Below are 22,172 nucleotides of genomic sequence, written 5' to 3'. Positions count from 1 at the left end.
TCGGTGCGGTTCATAAACTCACCACACCCTACGCCTGCTTTGGGCTGGACTGTTGACATTGGCAATTTTGTTTCGTGTCCCGGCTTTTGGTCGGCAGGAGCCTAAAGACCGAGAGTTCCAACCAATCTCAGGAAAGTTATTGACGCTAAATTCCCTTCGATTTCAACCCAGCATGCATTAACCGGCTACTGCGGCTTTAACGCGTGTTGAGATCATTTCCAACCCTGTCTTCACATCGCCCTTTTTGAGATCGAAAAAAAACCGGGCCTGCCAATTTTGGCAGACCCGGCTAGACCAGCGAGGAACTGGAATCGGTTTATCGACTGTTAATCAGAATACTTCCGCAAACAGGTTATTGGCCCACGCCAACATCATCTTGTAATTGTCGGAGTTAATCTGCTCGGCTTCGCCGGAGGCGGCCGCGATTTTTTCCATCGCATCCAGCGCCGGGTTATAGCGGTAACCGGCGGTCAAAAACGACGCCGTGCTGGCCGTGATCGGACTGAAACAGGCGGAATTGGTGACCGGCGCTTCGTCCGGCATCACTCTTGCCGGCCTTAACTGTAGATGGCGCAACAGCGCGTCGGCGCAGACTTTGGCCTCGGAGTTGGCGATATGGCCGGCTTTGGGTTGCACCGAATCGTGGGCATCGCCGATCACGTAGACATCGTTATCGTAAAGTGACTGGTAGCTGTCGATATGAACGCCGGCCCAGGCCTTTCCGCCCAGCAAATGCCGAAAATCGGTTCCGAACAATAAATCGGCCGCCTTTTGTTTCGGAATCACGTTGATCAAATGGAATTTTTGTCCGGAACCAATCGGGTTGGGCGGCAATGCTCCGGTATAACTGACGTTGATGGTTTTGTCCTGCGGCAAGGCCAGGCGCGGATTGAAGGCCGCGGCGGCGCTGACGGCGTTGACCGTGGCATTGGGTTGATACTCGATTATGCCTTTATACAGTCCCGAAAAAGCCTTGCCGAAATTCAGCGGTTCGGCTTGGATCGTCGGATTCGCGTCCAGCACGAACAATTTGCCGCCGCCCTTTTTGTTTTTTAAATAATCCGCGATCAAACAAGCGCGCTCGTAAGGCCCCGGCGGACAACGGTAGGGCTTGGGCGGAATCGTCATCACCACCCGGGCTTTACCGCCGCTCGGCAACATTTTCAATTGATCGCGCAGATTATTGGTTTGCAGGCCCGCTTTCCAGGCATGCGGAAACGGGGTATTGGTGTCGGTCCAGCCGTTCTGCAGCATGCCCGGCGGAAAATCGAAATCGATACCGGGCGACAGCACCAGTTTGTCGAAGTAAATCTTGCTGCCGTCCGCCAGCGTGACGAAGCGACTGCCGTTGAGTTCGGCTCCCATCCCGGCCACGGCGCCTTGTTTGAAGGCAAATTGGTATTTTTCAGCGGCTTTGACTAACGGAAAGGTTAAATTCGCCAACGTTTTCTGGTTGTTCAAAACCAGGTTGGACAAGATGCAGGAAACGTGGGCGGCATTGCTGTCGACCAAGGTGACTTTGACGGCTGTCCCACCCCACAAGGCAATGTATTTCGCGACCGAAGCCCCGCCGAAGCCGCCGCCGACCACGACGATTTCGAACGGCTCCGGTGCAGTAGCTGCGGCACTGCCGCTGTCGGCTTTAGCCAGGGTACCGGCGACTGCAGCCGAAGCGACGGTGCCGAGGCCCAATTTTTTGACAAACGTTCTTCTATCCATGGTTAATCCCCTTGATTTGGCAAAGTCGACAGGTATTGGGCAATGGCATTCAGCTCGCAATCGCGATACGCGCGGGCTTGCAGACTCATGATGTCCGCTTTGCCGTTGCTCTTGAATTCCCGCAAATCGCCGTATAAATCGCTGGCGGACTTGCCGCCGATGGAATCGATTTCGCCTAACGATCGCCCCTGGTAACCGTGGCATTGATAACATTGCGCCGCCAGCAATTCGCCGTTCGACTGCATGACCCGTCGCACGCCGTTGGCGTCGGTCACGCTACAATCCGCCGGCAGCGCAGCGGCAACCTCTGTTGCTGCAACCGCCAGCAACACTAACAACACATTTTTTTTCATCATGGTTCTCCTCGTCTCCTGGTGCAGAGCATCGCTTCATTATTTAATAATGAAGCTCTAATACATTAAGCCGCCAAGATGAATCCAACTTGAATTCAAGATTAAAATCTGGTGAAAACTGTGGTTTTTATGCCGCCTATTCTTTGCCTCAGCTGTAAAAGGACGCCGCCGACGCCGATGCAGCAACGATTGTCATAATTCCGCCACATTGCTCGGCTAATCTCGCCCGTAACCACCATCCAGGGGAAATGGGTATGCGCGATACGCCTTGCGGTCGGGCGGCTAACAGTTGTCAGTCGCCAACCGTTCGCAACCAAGTTGTTGCTTCGATTTGGCTGATGTTATGCCTGGTTTTGGCTTTACCGCCGGCGATTGCGAAACCGCAGCACAGCGACGTCGTCATCGTCGGCGCCGGTCTATCCGGGCTCAGCGCGGCGTATTATTTGCAGCAGGCCGGAAAAAGCGTGACGCTACTGGAAATGAGCCCGCATATCGGCGGCCGGATTCGGACCGCACACTATCCGGACGGTGCCCATGCCGAAATCGGCCTGGAAGAGTTTTGGAGCAACAGCCCGGCCATCGAGTTGCTCCGGGCGCTGAAGATTCCGTTGGAAACCTCGTACAGCAGTTTTTCCAGCTTTTACCGCCAAGGCCGTTTGTATCCGTTTACTCAGGACTCCAATCGGGCGTTTCTGGCATCGGTGCTAAACCCCGCCGAGCTGAAGGCTTACCAAGCCTGGGATAGCGACATGTCGGCGTTGCAGCGGCAACTGGGGCAAAAACCGCTGAGTCCCGAATTGCGGGCCTTGCAGGATATTTCGTTCGCCGAATGGATCGAAACCCGCAGCGGCTTGCCGGAAACCGCGCAGCAGTTGGTGCGGATCGAAACCGAACCGGAATTCGCCACCTCCTGGCAAAAAATCAGCGCCTTGGAAGGCATCGCCGAATGGCGCTTGTTTTCCGGCGACGGCGCGACGCCGTACCACGTAATCGGCGGCAACCAGCGCGCCGCGGAAAGGCTGGCCGATGCGGTCGGCCGCAAGCGGATCAGGTTGAACCAATTGGTGACGCATATCACCGCCACGGCGGAAGGCGTGGAAGTCACCGCCGTCGATCAACGCAATTTTCGCCAGCGGATTTACCGAGCCGATTACGCGATAACCGCCATTCCGTTGTTCCGTCTGAACGATATCCAATTCGAACCGCCGTTGAGCGCCGAGCGCAAACAGGCGATTCAAACCCAATCCGCCGGCGCCTATTTCACAGCCCACGTGTTTCTCGACCCCGACGCCGCCCGGTTTTGGACCGTGCAAGGCCAGAGCGTACTGCCCATCCTCAGCGACGGCCCGCTGGGCGTGATTTATGCCGGTCAGTCCCAGCCCGGCCGCGACATTCTGTTGAATCTGCTGGTCAACGGTGCCAGCGCGGAGCGCTTCAATTCCCGCGTCAACGACCCGGACCAGATTCGGGAGGAATTGCTGGTCGCGTTCGACCAGCTCTGGCCCGGCGTGCGGCCGGCGATCAAGCGGATGCAGTTCTACCGCTACCATCCGCGGGCCATCGCCTCGTGGCCGGTGGGGCGCTCGCGCTTCGACGAACTGGCCGATGCGCTGCGCGCAGGCCAAGGCAGAATCTATTTCGCCGGCGACTTTAGCGAAGACACTCATTCCAACGGCGCAGTCGAATCGGCCCAACGCGCGGTGCAGGCGATTCTGACGGCGTCGCGGCCCCACTGAAAAGCGCCAGTTGCTTCGGTTCGAACTTTAACAATTCGGCGTTTTTGGAAGCCGATCATGGCATAGGGTATAGTTGGGTTACCGTGCATTTTTTGCGAGCCGAGCGCCTTGGTCGCGGCTTAAACTCCCGCCCCATACCATGAGTAACCGGCGCTCCAAGCCGCAAAAACCGGATTCTTCCACCTGAACATTCAGTGCCAGACAAGGCCAAAGCCTCCTATGCCCGAAAACGCCATCGGCCAGTCCGCCGCAATTCTAGACAGCGACTTCATCGCCATTGCGATCGTCAAAGACCGGCACGTCGTCTGGGCCAACGCCGCGATGCATCGTATATTCGGTTACGCACCGGGCGAATTGGTGGGCCAAGCCACTCGCCAGCTGTTTCTGGATCAGGCCGGGTACGAGGCGTTCGGCCGCGAGGCGTATTCGGCGATAGCGGCTGGCCGAACCTATACCGGAACCATCCCGCAAAGACGCAAGGACGGCTCGACGGGCTGGTACGAATTCAACGTTTCCGGCCTTGCCGGCTGTCCTGACATGGCCATAGGCGCCATCGTCGACCGCACCGCCTGCCATCGCGAGGTGCAAAAACTCGAACAGAGCGAATCGCGCTACCGGTCGGTCGTCGAAGACCAGACCGAAGTCATCAGCCGCTTTTTGCCGGACGGTACGTTCTTGTTCGTCAATGAGGTCTATTGCCGGCTATTCGGAAAATCCGCCGCCGAATTGATCGGCCACCGCTGGCAACCCGTAGCCCACCCCGACGACGTGCCGATGATCGAAGCCGGACTGGACACAATGGCGCCGGATCAGCCTGTCGTCGTGATCGAGAACCGGGTGTTCATCGCCGGCGGCGAGCTGCGCTGGATGCAATTCGTCAATCGCGGCTTTTACGACGAAACCGGAAATCTGAAAGAAATTCAGTCGGTCGGCCGCGATATCACGCGTCTGAAACAAATCGAATCGGACCTGCGCGAAAGCGACGAGCGGCTGGAAATGGCGTTGGCAGCCTCGGGGCTGGTGCTATGGGACTGGAATATACCTGAACGCAAGGTCACTGCCGGGAATCGCTGGTTCGACTTGCTCGGCTACACCGACGCGGAACTGGGTACGGACGAAGACGACTGGATGGCCTTAATAAATCCTCGGGACCTGGAACGCTTTAGCCACAAGCTTCAAGCACATTTGCAAGGCGAAACCGCCAGCTTCGAAAGCGAACACCAGTTGCGGCATAAAGACGGACATTGGGTTACGGTCGAAGCCAAAGGCAAGGTGACTCGCCGGGACAAGGACGGCATGCCCTTGCGCATGGTCGGCACCATTCAAGATATTACGATGCGCAAGCGTCTGAACGAAGAAGGCATGGATTTGTTGAAGCGGATCGAATCGTTGATACGCGACAGTTCATCGTCCCCCTCTGCAGCAACGGCAGAAGGCAAAACCGCGGAAAGTCTGACCAAACGCCAGCGGCAGATCCTGGGGCTGATCGCGATCGGCATGACTTCGGCTGAAATCGGCAAGCGCTTGCATCTGGCGACGCCAACGGTCATTTCGCACCGCCGCAACCTGATGGCGAAGCTGGATCTGCACAGCACCGCCGAAGTCACCAAGTTTGCAATCGATCACGGCCTACTTCCTTCCAAATAAGCCGGCCCAGTCGGCTACGCGCCGAAATTAGCATATATACGCTATAGAGTTACCATATTATGGTGGTTATTTTTTTGTGCCGTTATCTTATGCTTGCCCTATGTTGGACGCGCAACAACTCAAACAATGGACAAAATAGATTTCGGGCAGAACTGCCCGCTTACCCGTTATTTGCAGAAAATATCGATGTTAGACGCCGGCGGCCGTAAATCGCAGTTTGCCGGCGCCTTGCTGTGCGGATTTGGTTATCCGGATTTTATCCGGAACTTGCCGGACGTTACTTTCACGGCACAGCTGTTGCGATCTATCGCCGAGTCCGGACAAATCGAGATTTTATCCGACGCGGCAAATCGCTGCACCGAATGCCCGGAATTAGGCCGTTGTGAAATCGGCACTCAAATCATGGCAGCCTCTCACACCCGGTAGCAACGCTGTCCGGTCCCTATTCCCCGTTCTCGCACCGCTCCCGGTACCTCTTACGCCGTCAATCCCTGAATGGCTGCCCGCTGCCGGTCAGTGACGGTGATCGTGTCCCATTTGCGCCTGAACTTTGACGACGAACGGATCGTATTCCTTGTCGCCCAGGTCCGCGAAATCGACAATCTCATAGCTGTCGCTCGGGATCGGTTGCCAGGGAGCGGAGCCGAGGGCGTAGGCGTTCAGCAACTCGGTCCGTTCGGCCGCAGTGGCGGTTTCGCGTTCGATCAACACTGGCAGGCCCAGATCCAGCCGGATTACGACATGCCATTTGGCACCGGCCACCGCGCCGCGGTATTCGCGGATCGGCTTGGCGTCCAGCCAATCGGGGTCTGCGGCCGCCAATTGCGCCAACAGCGCCGGATCGATCAATAACGCCAGCTTTTGCCAGGCCGGTTTGCCGCCGAGCATTTTCAAATCGTCTTCCTGAAATTCGATTGCCCGCCGCTCGCGGTGGTACAGCTTACGATGAATCAACGTCTTGCCGTCGCGTTGCCAGAGCTCGCCCAAACCAAGCTGCGGCCGCTCGACGACGATTTGGCCGTCGTTGCGCCAAAACCGCCAAACCACAGTTTCCGCTGCCGCCACCGGCGCGTCGTCTTGGTGTCGGGCTGGCTCGGCACTGAAGACGGTGCGATATTCCGCCGCCACTGCCGGCAACTTGGCGGCAGCCAAGTCAACCGCTCCGCCGGCCGCGGCTTGACGGTCTGGTGTGGTGCTGCAGCCGGCCAGCATTGCCGCCAACGCAAAGGCCGCGATGAACTTGGGAAACAAGACAAACCTGTGGGCCATGAACGTTGCGGTTACGGGATTGGAGAGAAAGCCGGGGACTTTGCCACCGTCTTCGGCACAGTATTCCACAGGCATCAGCGGCGGCCGTTCCAGCCCAGCGCCTCGGCCATGATATGGTAAATCGCGTTCTGCTCCAGCGTGCCGCGCACCAGCTCGGCGCCCGGACCGTCGGCATAAATCGCCACGTCTTCGCCACCGTGGGTTTCGGTGGCCAGCGGCACCGTCGCTTCCTGTATGTAATTGGGGTTTGCCGTGTCGACCGCACTCAGATCCGGGCGCGATTGGCTGCCGACGTAAGCCGCCGCCGCAGTGCCTTCGTGGGCCGGGTCGAATTGCTTGCGCTGTTGGCCGCCGGTCCAGCCCGGACCGTTGGCGTAGGATAAGGTCGTGTAAGGCAGGCCCAGCAAGTCTTTCGCTGCCACGCCGTCCACCGCGGTTTTACCCAAAATCGGGTTGCCGCGCGACGGGTAGCCGGCGATGGTGAATACATGGCTGTGGTCGGCGGTGACCAGAATCAAGGTGTCCTTGGCATCGGCCAGTCGTCTCGCGGTTCTGACGGCATCCGACAACCCTATGGCCGCGGCCAAGGCCCGGTAAGCGTTGCCGGCGTGATGGGCGTGGTCGATGCGGCCGGCCTCGACCATCAGGTAATAACCTTTACGGTTTTTCTGCAAAATTTTGATGGCTGTTTCGGTCATCTCCGCCAGCGACGGCTCGCCCGCCGCGTCCTGTTTGCGGTCGACCTCGTAGCGCATGTGTGAGCGCTCGAACAGCCCCAGCAAATGCTCGGTCTTGGCCGGATTTACCGCCTCGAATTGGGCCTGGTTCCAGACATATGCGGCGTTGGCGTACTTGGCCGTCCATTCCGCAGCCAAATCCCGGCCGTCGGCGCGGCGACCTTTTTGGGTCGGATATTCCGGGTCGAAAGCCGTGTTCGGCATGAAGTAACTGCGGCCGCCGCCCAACGCCACTTCCAAGCCGTCGCCGTGGGGAAATTCCAGCAATTGGCGGGCGATGTCTTTGACGCTGGCGCCGGCCGGCAGATTGCTGTCGGCTTCCCAGTCGCGATTGGCGATGTGGGCGTAATTGACCGCCGGCGTAGCGTGGGTCAGGCGGGCCGTGGTGACGACGCCGGTCGACATGCCGCGTTGTTCGGCGCGTTCCAGGATGGTTTCGACGCTCTTCGCGGCCGTGACGTCGGCGTTCGCTTCGAACCGGTTGATGGTTTGGTCGACGGAAATGGCGCCGTCGTTGGTTTTGATACCGCTCACCATCGCCGTTGCGGTCGGCGCCGAGTCGGAAGTTTGCTGATTGGCGCTGGCCGTGACCGAGAACGCGGTATTGCCGAAGCGTTCGAAACTGAGCCGGTTGAATTCGCCGTCGCGGCCCTGCAATTGGCCTTCCAGGATGCGGGCGGCAGTGACGGTGGCAACGCCCATGCCGTCGCCGATGAACAGGATGACGTTTTTGGCCTTGCCCAATTTGGCGGTTTTCAGTTTGTTGGCGGCTACCGCGGCCTTGCCAGCCTGAAACCATTCAGTCGGCGACCGCGGCGCGCGGCAGCTATCGGCTTGGTGGCTGCATTGTTCTGCGTCGGCCGCAACCGGCCACGCGCAAACCCACACGACCCAGGCCGCGGCCAATCCGGAAAATTTTGGTTTCTTCACAAGTCAATCCTTGGGCTGATATCTTCACGCCAGCCCTAAAAACGATCCGTTCCGCTGGCTCCGATTCATAAAAACCGTTCGTCTGGCGCGTATCGAGTGCAATTTTTTAGAGCCCTCTTTATCCAGCAGATTATCGGTCGGATATGACAGATTTATGAAGCGGTTGACACAATTCCATATTTCAATTATTTTTGAAATATGGAAAATAAAACCGCCGTTACCGCCCTCGCCGCACTGGCCCAAGAAACCCGCTTATCGCTGTTCCGCGCCCTGGTCCAGGCCGGGCCGGCCGGTTTGGCAGCGGGCAAGATCAGCGAAATGCTGGGAATTTCGCCGTCATCGTTGTCGTTTCATTTAAAAGAATTGGTCCATGCCGGTTTGATCGAGTCCCGCAACGAAAGCCGCTTCGTGATCTATTCGGCCAATTTCGCGGCGATGAACCAGCTCCTGGCATTTTTGAGCGAGAACTGCTGCGGCGGAAACGACTGTTCGGGGGCCTCGGTCAGCCGCTGCGAGCCCCAAACATGAAATCCGGGCGATTGCCGGAGCGGTCGCTCGTCACGATAACACTAATCTCAATTCAGCATCCCGATCTATGATGAACGTTCTCTTTCTTTGTACCGGTAACTCCTGCCGCTCGCTGATGGGCGAAGCGATTTTCAACCATCTGGCGCCGCAAGGTTGGCATGCCATCAGCGCCGGCAGCAAGCCGCTTGGCCGGCTCAATCCCGGCGCCGTGGCCTTGCTGGAGGAAAAAGGCATTGCCACCGCCGGCTACTACAGCAAGTCCTGGAACGATCTGCCGGTCACGCCCGACATCGTCATCAGCGTCTGCGGCAATGCCGCCAACGAAACTTGCCCGGCCTATCTGGGCCCGGTGCTGCGCAGCCATTGGGGCGTGGAAGATCCAGCCCATGCCGAAGGCACCGAACCTGAAATCAAAGCCGCATTCGAAACGGCCTACGCCATTCTGCGCTATCGCATCGAACAATTTCTGGCTTTACCGTTGACCGAATTGCAACACGACCCGGTACGCTTGAAAGCGGAAATGGACCGGATCGGCGTGTCTTTACCTTAACCAGCAGGAGAACAGCCATGAGCAGCATTCAAATCTTCGATCCCTCGCTGTGCTGCAGCAGCGGCGTCTGCGGCGTGGAGGTCGATCAGCAACTGGTCGATGTCGCCGCCGACATCGCCTGGGCCCAGCAAAGCGGTGCCGCCATCGAACGCTTCAATCTGGCGCAGCAGCCTTTGGCCTTTGCCGAAAATCCGGTTGTGAAAGCTTTCCTGGAGCGGTCGGGCGCGGAGGGATTACCGCTGATTCTGGTCGACGGTGAAATTGCCTTGACCGGCCGCTATCCGAATCGAAACGAATTGGCGCGCTGGGCCGCGCTCGACCCGGCGACGGACAAACCGGAAGCGGCCTGCTGCAGCGGCAGCCGCTGCTGCTGATCGGCCGGGGACTGCCTTGAACTTTCTGCAGCAAGCGCCGCGCTTTCTGTTTTTCACCGGCAAGGGCGGCGTCGGCAAGACCTCGGTGGCTTGCGCCAGCGCCGTTCATTTGGCCGATAGCGGCTCTAAAGTGCTATTGGTCAGCACCGATCCCGCCTCCAACGTCGGCCAGGTTTTCGGCCTGGATATCGGCAATCGCATCGCCGCCGTTCCCGCCGTCTCCGGTTTGAGTGCCCTGGAAATCGACCCGCAAGCCGCCGCCCAAGCTTACCGCGACCGCATCGTCGGCCCGGTCAAAGGCTTGTTGCCGGATAACGTGGTCAGGGGGATCGAAGAACAGCTCTCCGGCGCCTGCACCACCGAAATCGCCGCCTTCGACCAATTCACCGGTTTATTGACCGATGCCGAGTTGGTAGCCGGTTACGACCACATCGTCTTCGACACCGCGCCCACCGGCCACACCATTCGCTTGTTGCAATTGCCCGGCGCCTGGAGCGGCTTTCTGGAAGCGGGCAAAGGCGACGCCTCTTGCCTGGGGCCGCTGGCCGGCCTGGACAAACAACGTGCCCAGTACAAAGCCGCGGTGGATGCGCTGGCGGACAGCACCCGTACCCGCTTGATTCTGGTGGCTCGCGCCCAGCAATCCACATTGCGGGAAGTGGCGCGAACCCATCGCGAGCTGGCCGAGATCGGCCTGCGCAATCAATATTTGCTGATCAACGCGATACTGTCGGCCGAGCAAGTCGCCGACGACCCGCTGGCAATGGCGATTCATCAACGCGAACAAACCGCATTGGCGAACATGCCCGACGTCCTCGCCGCCTTGCCTCGCGACGCCGTGATGCTGCGGCCCTTCAACATGGTGGGATTGGCTGCGTTGCGCCACTTGCTGACCGGCGACGGCGCAGGTTTGGCCCCGGCCGGCGAGCCTTGCCGGCCCGACGCTCATCCCGGTTTGGCCGAATTAGTCGAAGAAATCGCCCAAGCAGGTCACGGCCTGATCATGCTGATGGGCAAAGGCGGCGTCGGCAAGACCACGCTGGCAGCGGCAATTGCAGTCGATCTGGCCCGGCGCGGCCTGCCGGTGCATTTAACGACCTCCGATCCGGCCGCGCATTTGCAGGAAACGTTGGCCGGCGCGCTGGAACAGTTGACCGTCAGCCGCATCGATCCGGCCGAGGCAACCGAACGCTACCGCCAGCAGGTATTGGCTACCAAGGGGGCACGCCTGGATGCCCAAGGCCGGGCGCTGCTGGAAGAAGATCTGCGCTCGCCGTGTACCGAGGAAATCGCCGTGTTCCAGGCCTTCTCCCGCATCATCCGCGAGGCCGGCCGGCAATTCGTGGTGATGGATACCGCGCCGACCGGCCATACGTTATTGCTACTGGACGCCACCGGCGCCTACCATCGCGAGGTGGCGCGGCAAATGCAACCCGGTATTCACTATCAGACGCCGATGATGCAATTGCAGGATAGCCGACAAACCAAAGTGCTGATTGCCACGCTGGCGGAAACCACGCCGGTGCTGGAAGCCGCCAATCTGCAACAGGATTTGCGCCGGGCGGGTATTGAACCCTGGGCCTGGATAATCAATAACAGCATCGCCGCCGCCAACGCGACCTCGCCGCTATTGCGGCAACGCGCCAGTAACGAACTGGTAGAAATTGCCGCCGTTGCCAAGCGCCATGCGCCGCGCTACGCCGTGGTACCGTTGCTGCAGGACGAGCCGGTCGGAATCGCCCGCCTGCAACAGCTGACCGGCTCGGATCACTGAGATTTTTCGATGCCGGAACGAATTGCGACTGTTTTATTTCTGTGCACGGCCAACTCGGCGCGCAGCATCATGGCCGAGGCCATCCTCAATCGAGTGGGCCGCGGCAGATTCGAGGCATTCAGCGCGGGCAGCCAACCCGCCGGCAGCGTGCATCCGTTGACCATCGAGTTGTTGGAGCAGTTGGATTACGACACGCGGCCGTTGCGCAGCAAACATTGGTCCGAATTCAGCGGTACCGAGGCGCCGCCGCTGGATTTTGTGTTCACCGTTTGCGACAAAGCGGCCGGCGAACCCTGTCCGGTCTGGCCGAAACGGGCAAGAGCCCATTGGGGCGTACCGGACCCGGCACTACTCTACGGCTCCGAACAGCAACGCAAGCAATTATTTTTCGAGGTTTACAGCCTGTTGAAACGCCGTATCGAATTGTTGTGCGCGTTACCGCTGCCGACCTTGGACAGTCTGACCCTGACCCGAAGAATCGACGAAATCGGCCGCAGTGCCGCCGACAGCCACTCACCTTCCGAACCGAGGATATTGCCGCCATGAAACGTTTTCATATCCATATCGCCGTCGACGACCTCGACGCCAATATCCGCTTTTATAACGCGCTATTTCAAGCCGAACCCACAGTGCAGCAGAGCGATTACGCCAAGTGGTTGCTGGACGATCCGCGCGTCAACTTTGCCATATCGCGGCGCGGGCGCAAACCGGGCCTGGACCATCTGGGCATACAAGTCGAATCGGCGCCGGAGCTGGAAGCGGTGCAGTCGGGCTTGACCGCTGCGGCGGTACCGCTGGCCGAGCAAAAGCAGGCCGCCTGCTGCTACGCCAAGTCGGACAAGTATTGGACGGTGGACCCGCAGGGCATTGCCTGGGAAGCCTTCCACTCCCTGGAACAGATCCCGATGTTCGGCGCAGACGATGTGATCCAGATGCCGCCGGCTGCGACCTGCTGCGGCTCTACCCAAAACGATCCCAGCCAGTGATCGTTTGCAATGATTCGGACACCCTTTCCGGAAAACCGTTTGGAGGAAATTTGATATGAATACCCCACTCTGCCCTAGCCCGCGTTTATCGTTCCTGGACCGGTTTTTGACGCTCTGGATTTTTATCGCGATGGCCATCGGCGTCGGTCTGGGCTTTGCACTGCCCGAGCAGGTCAAGCAGATCAACGAAACGGTTTCCGTCGGCACCACCAATATCCCGATCGCGATCGGTCTGATCCTGATGATGTATCCGCCGCTGGCCAAGGTGCATTACGAGGAATTGGGCGACGTGTTTCGCAACTGGCGGGTACTGAGCTTGTCGCTGGTGCAGAATTGGATTATCGGGCCGATTTTGATGTTCGGCCTGGCGATCTTATTTTTGCGCGACTATCCGGAATATATGGCCGGATTGATCATGATCGGCCTGGCGCGCTGCATTGCGATGGTGATCGTCTGGAACGAACTGGCGCGCGGCGACAACCAATATTGCGCGGCACTGGTCGCGTTCAATAGCGTGTTTCAGGTGTTGTTTTTCAGCGTCTACGCCTGGCTGTTCGTGACCGTGTTACCACCGCTGTTCGGCCTACCCGGCAGTCTGGTAGACATTACCATCGGCGATATCGCCCACAGCGTGTTTATTTATCTGGGCATCCCGTTCCTGGCCGGTTTTAGCAGCCGCTGGATTCTGATCAGAGCCAAGGGCAAGGTTTGGTACCAAGAGCTGTTCGTACCGAAAATCAGCCCGCTGACCTTGATTGCGCTGTTGTTCACGATTGTGGTGATGTTCTCGTTGAAAGGCGAGCTGATCGTGCAACTGCCGCTGGACGTATTGCGCATCGCGCTGCCGCTGCTGGTGTATTTCGTGGTGATGTTTCTGGTGAGCTTTGCCAGCGGCAAATTGATCGGCGCCGACTACGGCCAAACCACCACCTTGGCTTTCACCGCCGCCAGCAACAACTTCGAACTGGCAATTGCGGTGGCGGTGGCGGTGTTCGGCATCGACAGCGGCGCCGCCTTTGCCGCTGTGATCGGCCCGTTGATCGAGGTTCCGGTGATGGTGGGCTTAGTCAACGTGGCATTTTGGTTTCGAAAACGCTTGTTCTCCGCCGTCGGCTAGGGCGGATGGGCGCCGGATGCACGACATCAACCAAAGTATTCCGATCCGGAAGCGGTCATGGTGCCAAGTTTCCGAAGTAGACTGCTATTGCTCCGGTCGATGCCGGACACCTAATCGCCGTGCTCCGCTTTTTCAGCCAATTCCCGGCGGTATTTATAGGCCACCACACCCAACGCCACGCCGGCACCGAACCAGACCAGCGGGTGCCGCAGAATTTTTCTGACCAAGCCGGCCTTGGTGGTGGCAACCGCTCCCGCCACGGCGCCGGCCAGCGCCGGATGCATCATGCCTTCCCCCATTTTCATGGCCGTGCCGACCATTTTGCTGCCGGCCTCGACCGCCGCTTTCGCTCCGTGTACATGTGCCATGGTAATCACCTCAATCGCTATAAAAATAAAGTAATGCAAGCCTCCGGTTCAGCCGGTCTCCGGCTCGATCCGAAACCGTTTTAGCGGCCGGGCCTGTTGGATCGGCTTCATTCGGCTGCATCGCGCCGGGCGGCATATTCGCGGCTTTCGGCAACCAAATCCAGCACACTCTCGCGTTGCCGCAACAGAAAGTTCTTACTCTCCACAGCCGTGCGGCTGCCGACGACGATGATTTCTTTACGGTATTTGTGGGTCAGGTAACCGCTGACCACGCCGGTGGCGAACAAGGCCAACGGGTGGCGAACCAAGACCCCGGTAATGCTTTTGCTGGCGTGGGTCACGCCGGAAATGACGATGCCCATGAATACGCCTTTGACCAAGGCCTCGCCTCGGGTCGGCGGTGCCATCCGTTTGGTTTTGCGGCCGCCGGTTCCGGATTTTTTACGGGGATCGTGCTGTTCGCGGGCGGTAATGCTGTGGTCGCTCATAACTGTCTCCGTGTTGGCAACGGGAATTGGCCTGCGCCATGCAGCCGACGCCAAAGTGGCCGGCTACGATCTGGCACAGGCTTGACCGGTATATCAGACTTCACTAATCTTGCTCCAGTTTTGTTGTCCGGTCAATTCCCTTAAATTTAGCCGCCAAATCGATTATCCGAGATTCCACTATGCCATCAGCCCCTACCCCACCCGGTTCCGGCAGCGTTTTTAAAAAAATACTGACTATCGGTTTTGCCTTGGTCGGAATCGGGCTGATCTTGTGGCTGGACAGCTGGTTCATGGATCATGCCGGCATGCCGGATTTGAACGGCGACCTGAATTTCGGCCTGCTGTTTCTGATCGGTTTTTTGACCAGCTTCCACTGCGTCGGCATGTGCGGCCCGTTGATCCTGGGGTATATCGCCAAAAGTGCCAAGGCCGGGCAACATTCGCATACGGCCCATCTGTTGTACGGCGCCGGCAAGACAGTTTCCTACGCGTCGATCGGCGCGCTGTTCGGCGCATTCGGCGCCATCGTCGCCTTCACCCCGTTTACCCAAGGCGTGATCGGCGTGGCCGCCGGCTTTTTCCTGATTCTGTTCGGCATCCACATGTTGGAAATATTTCCGGCTTTGCACCATTTCCAGTTCAAGACACCGGCTTTTGTCATGCGTTTCGTCGGCAAAGAATACCGCAAGCACAGCAATCCGTTCGTGATCGGACTGCTGAACGGCCTGATGATTATTTGCGGCCCGCTGCAAGCCATGTACGTGATGGCGGCCGGCAGCGGCAGTTGGTCGCAAGGCGCCGCCATTCTGTTATTTTTCGGCCTGGGCACCTTGCCGCTGTTGATGGGCTTCGGTGTTTTGACCAGCCTGTTATCGGCTAATTTGACCCCCAAATTGCTGAAAGCGTCCGGCGTGATTGTGATCGCTTTGGGCGTCATTATGCTGAACCGTGGTCTGTCGGTAACGGGCAGCGGTGCGGATTTCAACACGCTGCTGGCGCGGCTGTCGCTGGAATTCGCCCCGACCTCGGCGCAAACACAGAGCTGCGAGAACCAACAAACCATCCGGATGGAGGTGCTGGAAAACCGTTTTTCTCCGAACAAATTCACCTTGCGCAAAGGCGTCCCGGTGAAATGGGTCATTGACGTCAAAGAGCTCAATCAATGCAACAAAGAAATCGTAGTCCGCGACTACGGCCTGGAAATTCAGCTGCGGCAAGGTACGCAAGTGGTCGAATTCACTCCGCCTGAAGCCGGCGTGGTAGCGTGGAGCTGCTGGATGGGCATGATTCCGGGTACGTTTATCGTTGTCGACGATGTCAAGCCGGCGGAACCCGATCCCACCTCGCCCGCCGCAGTCGATGCCGGGGAGACTGTCTGGCAACGGCTGTTACACCTATTTCGCGAACAGTGGCAAAAAATCCTGCGCTAACGATAACCGGCTTTCAGCCCCGGAGCGTGTCGTTACCGGATCGTCGCTCTCGCCGGTAACTCCTCGTCGAATCGAGCGGCTGCCGTTGCAAGGGCTTGAACTTGCGGCGGAGCAAATGGCTGCGGCAGTCGCATTTCAAGCCTGCGCTCGATTCGCGCCCCCAATCCCAACCAGACCAGATAAGTTCACATCCCTGTGGCGATGGTTTGCCGAGCGGCGGCATCGGCAAGCGGACGCTACGGAATCGAAAAACCAAACCGCACCGTCGCTTGTTACCGATCTTAATCCGCTCGCAACAAAACAAGGTGTCAATCCGATTAAGGTTTGGCGAAATGTATTACACGGTTTCGCACATCGCCCGCCGGGTGTGGCGGCGCTCGCCGGCAGCAATCGATAACACCAGCAGCGCCATGGCCGCAAACGCGCCGCTATCGCCTAAACGCAGGTAAGGCGTAGCACCGCGCATCGGCACAATACGGTCGGTGATTGCGACGGTGCTGAACAGCGGCGCTTGGCGCTTGACGGTTCCGTCCGGGGCAATGAAGCCGGTCACGCCCGTGTTGGTGGCCCGCACCAAATAGCGGCCGGTTTCCAGCGCCCGCATCTGCGCAATCTGCAGATGCTGGTGGGGTTGGGCCGAGTCGCCGAACCAGGCGTCGTTGGTCATGTTGACGATATACCCGGCCTCGGCCGCCTGACGCGCGACCAGTTCGCCGAATGCATCTTCGTAACAAATGGTCGTGACAAAGGCATGGCCTCCGGCCCGCAACAGCGGTTGGCGGGCGCCGCCGGCGGCGAAATCGCCAAGCGGGATCGCCAATTGGTCCAACACCCAACCCGACAAGGGTTGCAACGGTAAATATTCGCCAAACGGCAGCAGATGGATTTTGTGGTATAGCGCTTGAGTTTCGCCCAGAGCCAACACGCTGTTGTAGTAATCCTTACCCTGGCCGCTGCTGGGCAAACCGACCACGATATCGACGCCGCGCTCGCGAGCTGCGGCATGCAGGGGGTCGATAAAAAACGGCTTCACATCTTCCAGAAAAGCCGGGATCGAGGTCTCCGGCCAGATGATGACGTCGGAATCCCAGTGTTGTTCGGTCAGCTTACGGTACAACTTCAAGGTTGCCAGCTGCTGGTTCGCCTGCCACTTGTCGCCTTGGCCGATATTGCCCTGCACCAAAGTAATATCGATCGGCGCGCCGGCGGCTTCAGTCCAGGCGATAACCTGCATCCCGGCACCGCCAGCCCATATCGCCAGCAACATCGCCGAGCCGAGCCGCCAAGACAATCGGCCTTTAACGATCTCTGCCATCGCAAACCCGGACCACGCCAGCAAAAAGCCGACCGAATAGGCGCCGCCGAGCGGAGCGAAGCCGGCCAGCGGCGTAGCGGTCTGGCTGTAACCGATCTGCAGCCAGGGGAAACCATTGAGCACATAATTGCCGCGGAAGTACTCCACCGCCAACCACAGCAAGGCGGCTCCGGCAACCCGCGACCAAACGCCAGGCCACGGCGTCACCGCAATCAACCAAGCCGCCAGCGCCGGAAACAAGGCCCATACCGCCACCAGCAACGCGGTCAAGGCAGCGGCACTGACCGCGTCGGCGCCGCCGAACTGGTGAATACTGATAAACACCCACCAAATCCCGGAACCGAACAAGCCCAAACCGAAGCAATAGCCAACCAAAGCCGCTTGCCGGGGAGTGCGCCCGCTCCAGCTCAGATAAAGTAAAGCCAACGCAATAGGCGCAAGATAGGCGTAGGCGTAGGGGGCGAAGGCCAGAGTCAAAAAGCTGCCGCTGCCGAGCGCGGCGATTTCGGGGCGGTGACGAAAGATTCGAAACATGAACAAACCGGGGTGCAAATGGAGCGGCATTTTATGCAGCCGCGTGCGCTTATTCAAAATCCGCCAAGGTTGCAGCGGCTATTCTGTTCTAAACTTGTTTGGGTTTTACTATGCATATCAACGCGCCGTTCATGACAGACACCGCATCCTTGCCGTTCCAACTGACCAGCGAATCGCTGGCAGGCTGGTTGAAATCGCTCAGTTCGCTGGCGCCGGCCGTTGCCGCCAACCAGCTCAATCTGGCCCTGAAAGAATTGGCGCGGACCAACGCCGATGCCGCCCCGTTGCTGCCGTTGTTAATCAATCTGAGCCCGCTGACGCTGCACCTCGCGAACAGCCTGGCCAATCTGGCCCGCGCCGAGGCCCAGGGTAAAGCCTATAAAATTGCCAAGCTGGCCGTACAGCTCCTGCGCCATTTGAGTTTGGCGCTGTGCCGGACGGTCGAATCCAATCAACTGGCGGCGGAGTCGCAACCGATCGCAATCTTCCACGCCCTACAACTGATCGGCTATTGCCAACGCATTAGCGCCTTGTTTTACGAACCGCCCTCGGCCACATTATGGAAAAAAACCGCCCTGCTCTACCAGATTGCGTCGAAGCAAGATTGGCTGCAGCGGGAGATCGTCGCCAAGTTCGCGGATTTGAGACAACCGAATTCAATTGAAGGCGTGGTCAAACGCAATCTGTTATTCGCGATTTGCGCTCCCAACCGCTACCCGGCCGTGGAGATCGAACAACTATTCAAACTTGCCGCCATCGCTCAACCCTTGCTGGAAACCAGCATGCAACCGAGCCGGAATCCGGATTTTTGCTGGGAATTGAAAGACGGCGAACCCTATCCGGCCAAACGCGGTCATTGGCACACCTCGCGCGGCACGGTAGCGATCCGCAGCCATCGACTAGGTCACGCTCTGCGCCTGGGCGAAATCAGCAGCGAACTGCCGCAGGCTGCGCTAAACAAACTGACGCAACACCTTTGCGGCTACGACCAATTGTTCGCGACCGTGGATTTAAAGCCGCCGATATTGCCGGCGCAGTTTTTTCCGGGTTTGAGCAGCGTTCAGGCCTATTTGTCGAGCCAGGATAAATTGTCGAAAATCATGCGCCTAAGCGGACAAACGGCGAACCGGAGCGCCATGCGCGACATGAGTCTGGTGCCGTTGGAGCACGAAAAAAACTTTTACAAACCGAGTACCGGCCACGTTTCCAACTTCAGCAATCAACCCGGCTTTACCGTAACGCTGCTACGCAACCATAGTAAGCAATTTGTCGTGGCCGAAAGTGCCGATGCCGCATTCAATACCGGCGACATCGGCATGCTGAGCCGGGAGCAGCAAGCACCCAGGTTGATGCTGGTACGGCGCCAGGTGGCATTCGAAAATACTTCGCTGATCGCGTTGGAGCCGGTGTTAGGCGAATTATCGATCTACGACTTCTCCATCGGCGACGGCGACACCCTGCAAGCCGTTCTGGTCAATGCCGAAAGCGGTACCGAAGTATTTCTGCCCAAAGGCAAATATGCGCTGGAAAGCAAAATAAGCTTGGCGCACGGACCGAGCTTGCAATTGAAAAGCTGTCTGGAATTTAACGAATACTACGCTCGCTTCCGCGTCACTCTTGATTCGTAACGCCGTGCGGCACGTGCGCGGCCGCGACCTGATGCCGTTCGGCCGAATCGCAATGGCCTTTCTGGTCGTCGAAAAAGATATCGGCGCCGAACGCCTTCAGAAAGGCGCCCTTGGACATTCCGCCCAAAAACAAGGCTTCGTCGATCCGAATCCCCCAAGCGCGCAAGGTGCGCACTACCCGTTCGTGCGCCGGCGCGGCGCGGGCCGTGACCAAAGCCGTGCGAATTGGCGAAACCTCCTGATCGAAATGGGTTTGAATCCGATGCAAGGCGCTGAGAAATTCCTTTAACGGCCCGCCGGACAACGGCTTGTGCGCTTCGCTACGTTCGTTGGCGGCAAATGCAGCCAGACCGTGTTGCTGGTATATCCGTTCCGATTCGTCCGAAAACAGCACCGCATCGCCGTCGAAGGCAATCCGTAATTGCGGCGACGGATTGGCTACGGCACCGGAAACGATGGTCGCCGCGGCATAGCCGGCGGCCAGCGCTTTGCGGACGTCTTCGTTGTTGGCGGATAGAAACAGATGGGCGCCGAACGCCGGAATGTATTCGTAGGGCGACACGCCGCTGGTAAACGCGGCGCGGGTAATCGCCAAGTCGTAATGGTTGATCGAGTTGAAAATGCGCAGGCCGGTGTCGGCGCTGTTTTGCGACAACAGAATGATTTCGACCAGCGGCGAACCGGGAAAGGCTTTATTGATGTCGAGAAATTTTTTGACCAGCGAAAAGCCGAACCCCGGTTGCAGGATTTCGTTTTCGTGTTCGATCTGGTAGCGGCAAAACGCTTCTTTGCCCTGGGTTTCGAAAATTGCGTGCGACTCGTCCAGATCGAACAAGGCCCGCGACGATACCGCCACCACCAGTTTCTGGTTACTCATCCCGGCAGCCTCAATCCTTGACGCGAGTGACCCAGACCGAATCGAGGTTCAAGGTTTTCTTAACCTTTGCGGCGTAGGCTGCCGCTTCGTACTGAGTTTTAAAACCGTCGACGCTGAGGCGGTACCAGTTTTCGCCCTTGGTTTCGGTCTTGCTGACCTTGGCCGGTACGCCTTTGCCGGCGAACTCCTGGGCCTTGCTTTTGGCGTACCAATCCTGCTTGAATGCCACCAGGTTGACTGCCCAGTTCTCTTCGACCGGTTCCGGTTTTTTCTTTTCCGGTTTCGGCGCGGCCGCGACAACAGTCCGGCCTTTTTCCAAAGCGCTGACCTTGTTCTGCAAAGTTTCTATCGCTGCACCGATTTGCAAATTCTGATTGGCCAGCTCGGTCAGTTTAGTCGCCTGGTCGCCAGCAGGTGCCGGCGCAGCCCCAGGGTTGGCGTGCGGCACTTTGCTCAATTCCGTAATCTGGGTCGACATGACGCCGGCACTGACCGTCAATTCGTCCAATTGTTTTTGCATCATTGCCATCTCGGCCGCGTCGTTGGTCGGCGCGGCATTTGCCTGTTCCTGCAATTTTCCGATAATGGTGACCAGTTCGCCGACTTGGGATTTGGTAATAAGGCCCTGCACCCCCAGACCGATACTCGCCAGCAATGCGACACCGGCCACACCAGCCGCCGCGTAGGCCAGCACCGGTTTTTTGGCAGTGAGCGCATCCAAGCCACGTTTGGTTTTTTTCTGTTCGACTTGCAGGTTTTCCAGGCCGGTCTGGCACTCGCCAAGTTGAGTCCTGTCCGGTTTCTCGGCCAATTCATGCTTCAACTGCTGCAATTGCCGTTTCAACTCGCCGACCTGGCGGTTCAATGCCGTAATGTCGCCGCTGTAGTCGACGGCCGGCGGCGGCGGAGGTGGTGGGGTAACCGCGGCAGCGGCTACCGAGGCTGCTGCGGCAACCGCCGCCAGCTCCGGCTCGTCGTCGCCGGCAATCAGAATATCGCCATCGTCGGCTTCAGCCGCCGCTGCCGGCTCTACCGGAATATTCGGTTCCGGCTGGTTCGCTTCGCCGACGGCAGCAGGGGCTAGCACTTCGGCGGCATCGGTTTCGGTAAAGGCCTCGCTTGGCTCCGCCTCGGCCGTTTCGGCAACGGGCTCGGCCAAATCGTCGTCCGCGGTAATATCGAAATCCGCCATCAGAAAATCCGCCGTGTTACCGGCCGACTCCGATTCATCGCCAAATTCGTCGATATCTGCCACGCTTTCCTGGCCGGCCCGGCCCGGCTCGGCAGCGGTAGCCGCAAGCACCGAGTCGATGTCGGCGAATTCGTCGATGTCGTCGGCCACTGTCAATTCGGCCGCGTCGGCAATGGCGTCGGCCTCTTCCAACTCGCGTTGAATGTCGGCACCGACGGCATCGGCAACTTCGTCGGCCAGGTCGTCCGACTCCCGGCCGGGATTGATTGCGATCTCGGCAATCTCAGTATCGAATTCGTCGCCGAATTCGTCGATATCGTCCAGCGGCCGGTTCTTGCCGGCCGGCAGGTCGATTTCCAACAGGTTGTCGAAATCGCCGAACTCGTCGATCTGCTCGTCCGCTTCGCGACCCAAGGTTTCGTCTCCGACCAGCAAGCGGTCTATCGCTTCGTCGTCGTCGATTTCGCCAACCTCGCGACCAGCCGGCTCGCTGATGTTCAACATCGCATCCAGGTCGTCGGCGAAGGCATCCAGAGTTTTCTTGCTTTTATTACCAGTCGGTTCAGCCATGAGTTTTCTCGGTTCGGTCGGGCGGCCGCTTACGCGCCCGAATTAAGCGT

Annotated in this window: 20 protein-coding genes; 11 read left to right on the top strand and 9 right to left on the bottom strand. The window is 58.7% G+C overall.

Features of this window, described 5'->3' with window-relative positions:
* Positions 1 to 330: 330 nt before the first annotated feature.
* Both AC0IM9_RS07035 and AC0IM9_RS07030 read right to left on the bottom strand, forming a co-directional pair.
* Positions 331 to 1,719 carry an FAD-dependent oxidoreductase gene (locus AC0IM9_RS07035; protein ID WP_482803518.1) on the bottom strand — a complete coding sequence of 463 codons (1,389 nt, stop codon included), beginning with the start codon at positions 1,717 to 1,719 and terminating at the stop codon, positions 331 to 333.
* A 2-nt stretch (positions 1,720 to 1,721) separates the two neighbouring features.
* The gene (locus tag AC0IM9_RS07030) at positions 1,722 to 2,075 is read right to left on the bottom strand and encodes a c-type cytochrome (RefSeq protein ID WP_482803517.1); all 354 of its coding nucleotides are present in this window, start codon (positions 2,073 to 2,075) and stop codon (positions 1,722 to 1,724) included.
* Between the two features lie 335 nt (positions 2,076 to 2,410).
* Between AC0IM9_RS07030 and AC0IM9_RS07025 the strand changes: the two genes are divergently transcribed.
* Both AC0IM9_RS07025 and AC0IM9_RS07020 read left to right on the top strand, forming a co-directional pair.
* On the top strand, positions 2,411 to 3,808 hold the full coding sequence (locus AC0IM9_RS07025) for a flavin monoamine oxidase family protein (protein WP_482803516.1): 1,398 nt from the start codon (positions 2,411 to 2,413) through the stop codon (positions 3,806 to 3,808).
* 219 nt (positions 3,809 to 4,027) lie between these two features.
* Entirely contained in the window at positions 4,028 to 5,455 is a 1,428-nt protein-coding gene (locus tag AC0IM9_RS07020; protein ID WP_482803515.1) for a helix-turn-helix transcriptional regulator, read from the top strand.
* 513 nt (positions 5,456 to 5,968) lie between these two features.
* On the opposite strand, the gene AC0IM9_RS07015 is transcribed toward AC0IM9_RS07020, so the two are convergent.
* Both AC0IM9_RS07015 and AC0IM9_RS07010 read right to left on the bottom strand, forming a co-directional pair.
* Entirely contained in the window at positions 5,969 to 6,799 is an 831-nt protein-coding gene (locus tag AC0IM9_RS07015; RefSeq protein ID WP_482803514.1) for a hypothetical protein, read from the bottom strand.
* The gene (locus tag AC0IM9_RS07010) at positions 6,799 to 8,391 is read right to left on the bottom strand and encodes an alkaline phosphatase (RefSeq protein ID WP_482803513.1); all 1,593 of its coding nucleotides are present in this window, start codon (positions 8,389 to 8,391) and stop codon (positions 6,799 to 6,801) included. Before AC0IM9_RS07010 ends, AC0IM9_RS07015 begins: the two co-directional genes overlap by 1 nt.
* A 198-nt stretch (positions 8,392 to 8,589) precedes the next feature.
* On the opposite strand from AC0IM9_RS07010, the gene AC0IM9_RS07005 reads away from it, so the two are divergent.
* From AC0IM9_RS07005 to arsB, 7 genes are all read left to right on the top strand, one after another.
* Entirely contained in the window at positions 8,590 to 8,919 is a 330-nt protein-coding gene (locus AC0IM9_RS07005; RefSeq protein ID WP_140913056.1) for an ArsR/SmtB family transcription factor, read from the top strand.
* Positions 8,920 to 8,986: 67 nt separating this feature from the next.
* The gene (locus AC0IM9_RS07000; protein ID WP_505331285.1) at positions 8,987 to 9,469 is read left to right on the top strand and encodes an arsenate reductase ArsC; all 483 of its coding nucleotides are present in this window, start codon (positions 8,987 to 8,989) and stop codon (positions 9,467 to 9,469) included.
* 17 nt (positions 9,470 to 9,486) lie between these two features.
* Positions 9,487 to 9,843 carry an arsenite efflux transporter metallochaperone ArsD gene (gene arsD / locus AC0IM9_RS06995; RefSeq protein WP_445372675.1) on the top strand — a complete coding sequence of 119 codons (357 nt, stop codon included), beginning with the start codon at positions 9,487 to 9,489 and terminating at the stop codon, positions 9,841 to 9,843.
* A gap of 16 nt (positions 9,844 to 9,859) precedes the next feature.
* On the top strand, positions 9,860 to 11,617 hold the full coding sequence (gene arsA, locus AC0IM9_RS06990) for an arsenical pump-driving ATPase (RefSeq protein ID WP_482803512.1): 1,758 nt from the start codon (positions 9,860 to 9,862) through the stop codon (positions 11,615 to 11,617).
* A 9-nt stretch (positions 11,618 to 11,626) separates the two neighbouring features.
* Positions 11,627 to 12,163, top strand: coding sequence for an arsenate reductase ArsC (locus AC0IM9_RS06985; protein WP_482803511.1), 537 nt, complete (start codon positions 11,627 to 11,629; stop codon positions 12,161 to 12,163).
* Positions 12,160 to 12,603, top strand: a complete 444-nt coding sequence (locus AC0IM9_RS06980) for an ArsI/CadI family heavy metal resistance metalloenzyme (protein WP_482803510.1) — start codon at positions 12,160 to 12,162, stop codon at positions 12,601 to 12,603. Before AC0IM9_RS06985 ends, AC0IM9_RS06980 begins: the two co-directional genes overlap by 4 nt.
* A gap of 55 nt (positions 12,604 to 12,658) precedes the next feature.
* The gene (arsB, locus tag AC0IM9_RS06975; RefSeq protein WP_482803509.1) at positions 12,659 to 13,720 is read left to right on the top strand and encodes an ACR3 family arsenite efflux transporter; all 1,062 of its coding nucleotides are present in this window, start codon (positions 12,659 to 12,661) and stop codon (positions 13,718 to 13,720) included.
* Between the two features lie 110 nt (positions 13,721 to 13,830).
* Here arsB and AC0IM9_RS06970 read toward each other — a convergent pair whose 3' ends face one another.
* Positions 13,831 to 14,088 carry a hypothetical protein gene (locus AC0IM9_RS06970; protein WP_482803508.1) on the bottom strand — a complete coding sequence of 86 codons (258 nt, stop codon included), beginning with the start codon at positions 14,086 to 14,088 and terminating at the stop codon, positions 13,831 to 13,833.
* Between the two features lie 107 nt (positions 14,089 to 14,195).
* A complete protein-coding gene (locus AC0IM9_RS06965; protein WP_482803507.1) occupies positions 14,196 to 14,576 on the bottom strand; it encodes a hypothetical protein in 381 nt (126 codons plus the stop codon).
* 179 nt (positions 14,577 to 14,755) lie between these two features.
* Here AC0IM9_RS06965 and AC0IM9_RS06960 point away from each other — a divergent pair, with 179 nt between their 5' ends.
* Positions 14,756 to 16,006 (top strand): urease accessory protein UreH domain-containing protein, encoded by a 1,251-nt coding sequence (locus tag AC0IM9_RS06960; RefSeq protein WP_482803506.1) that lies wholly within the window; start codon positions 14,756 to 14,758, stop codon positions 16,004 to 16,006.
* Between the two features lie 337 nt (positions 16,007 to 16,343).
* Here AC0IM9_RS06960 and lnt read toward each other — a convergent pair whose 3' ends face one another.
* Positions 16,344 to 17,885 (bottom strand): apolipoprotein N-acyltransferase, encoded by a 1,542-nt coding sequence (gene lnt / locus AC0IM9_RS06955; protein ID WP_482803505.1) that lies wholly within the window; start codon positions 17,883 to 17,885, stop codon positions 16,344 to 16,346.
* 101 nt (positions 17,886 to 17,986) lie between these two features.
* Here lnt and AC0IM9_RS06950 point away from each other — a divergent pair, with 101 nt between their 5' ends.
* Positions 17,987 to 19,483, top strand: coding sequence for a cyclic-di-GMP receptor FimW-related protein (locus tag AC0IM9_RS06950; RefSeq protein ID WP_140913049.1), 1,497 nt, complete (start codon positions 17,987 to 17,989; stop codon positions 19,481 to 19,483).
* On the opposite strand, the gene AC0IM9_RS06945 is transcribed toward AC0IM9_RS06950, so the two are convergent.
* Both AC0IM9_RS06945 and AC0IM9_RS06940 read right to left on the bottom strand, forming a co-directional pair.
* Positions 19,467 to 20,360, bottom strand: coding sequence for a 5'-nucleotidase (locus tag AC0IM9_RS06945; protein ID WP_445372665.1), 894 nt, complete (start codon positions 20,358 to 20,360; stop codon positions 19,467 to 19,469). The genes AC0IM9_RS06950 and AC0IM9_RS06945 overlap by 17 nt on opposite strands.
* Before the next feature lie 10 nt (positions 20,361 to 20,370).
* Entirely contained in the window at positions 20,371 to 22,122 is a 1,752-nt protein-coding gene (locus AC0IM9_RS06940) for an SPOR domain-containing protein (RefSeq protein WP_482803504.1), read from the bottom strand.
* Between the last annotated feature and the right edge of the window lie 50 nt (positions 22,123 to 22,172).

The organism is Methylomonas sp. Uni0011 (genome assembly GCF_056850255.1).
Note: the sequence above shows the minus strand (reverse complement) of the source record. Positions and strands in the feature narration are given on the sequence as shown.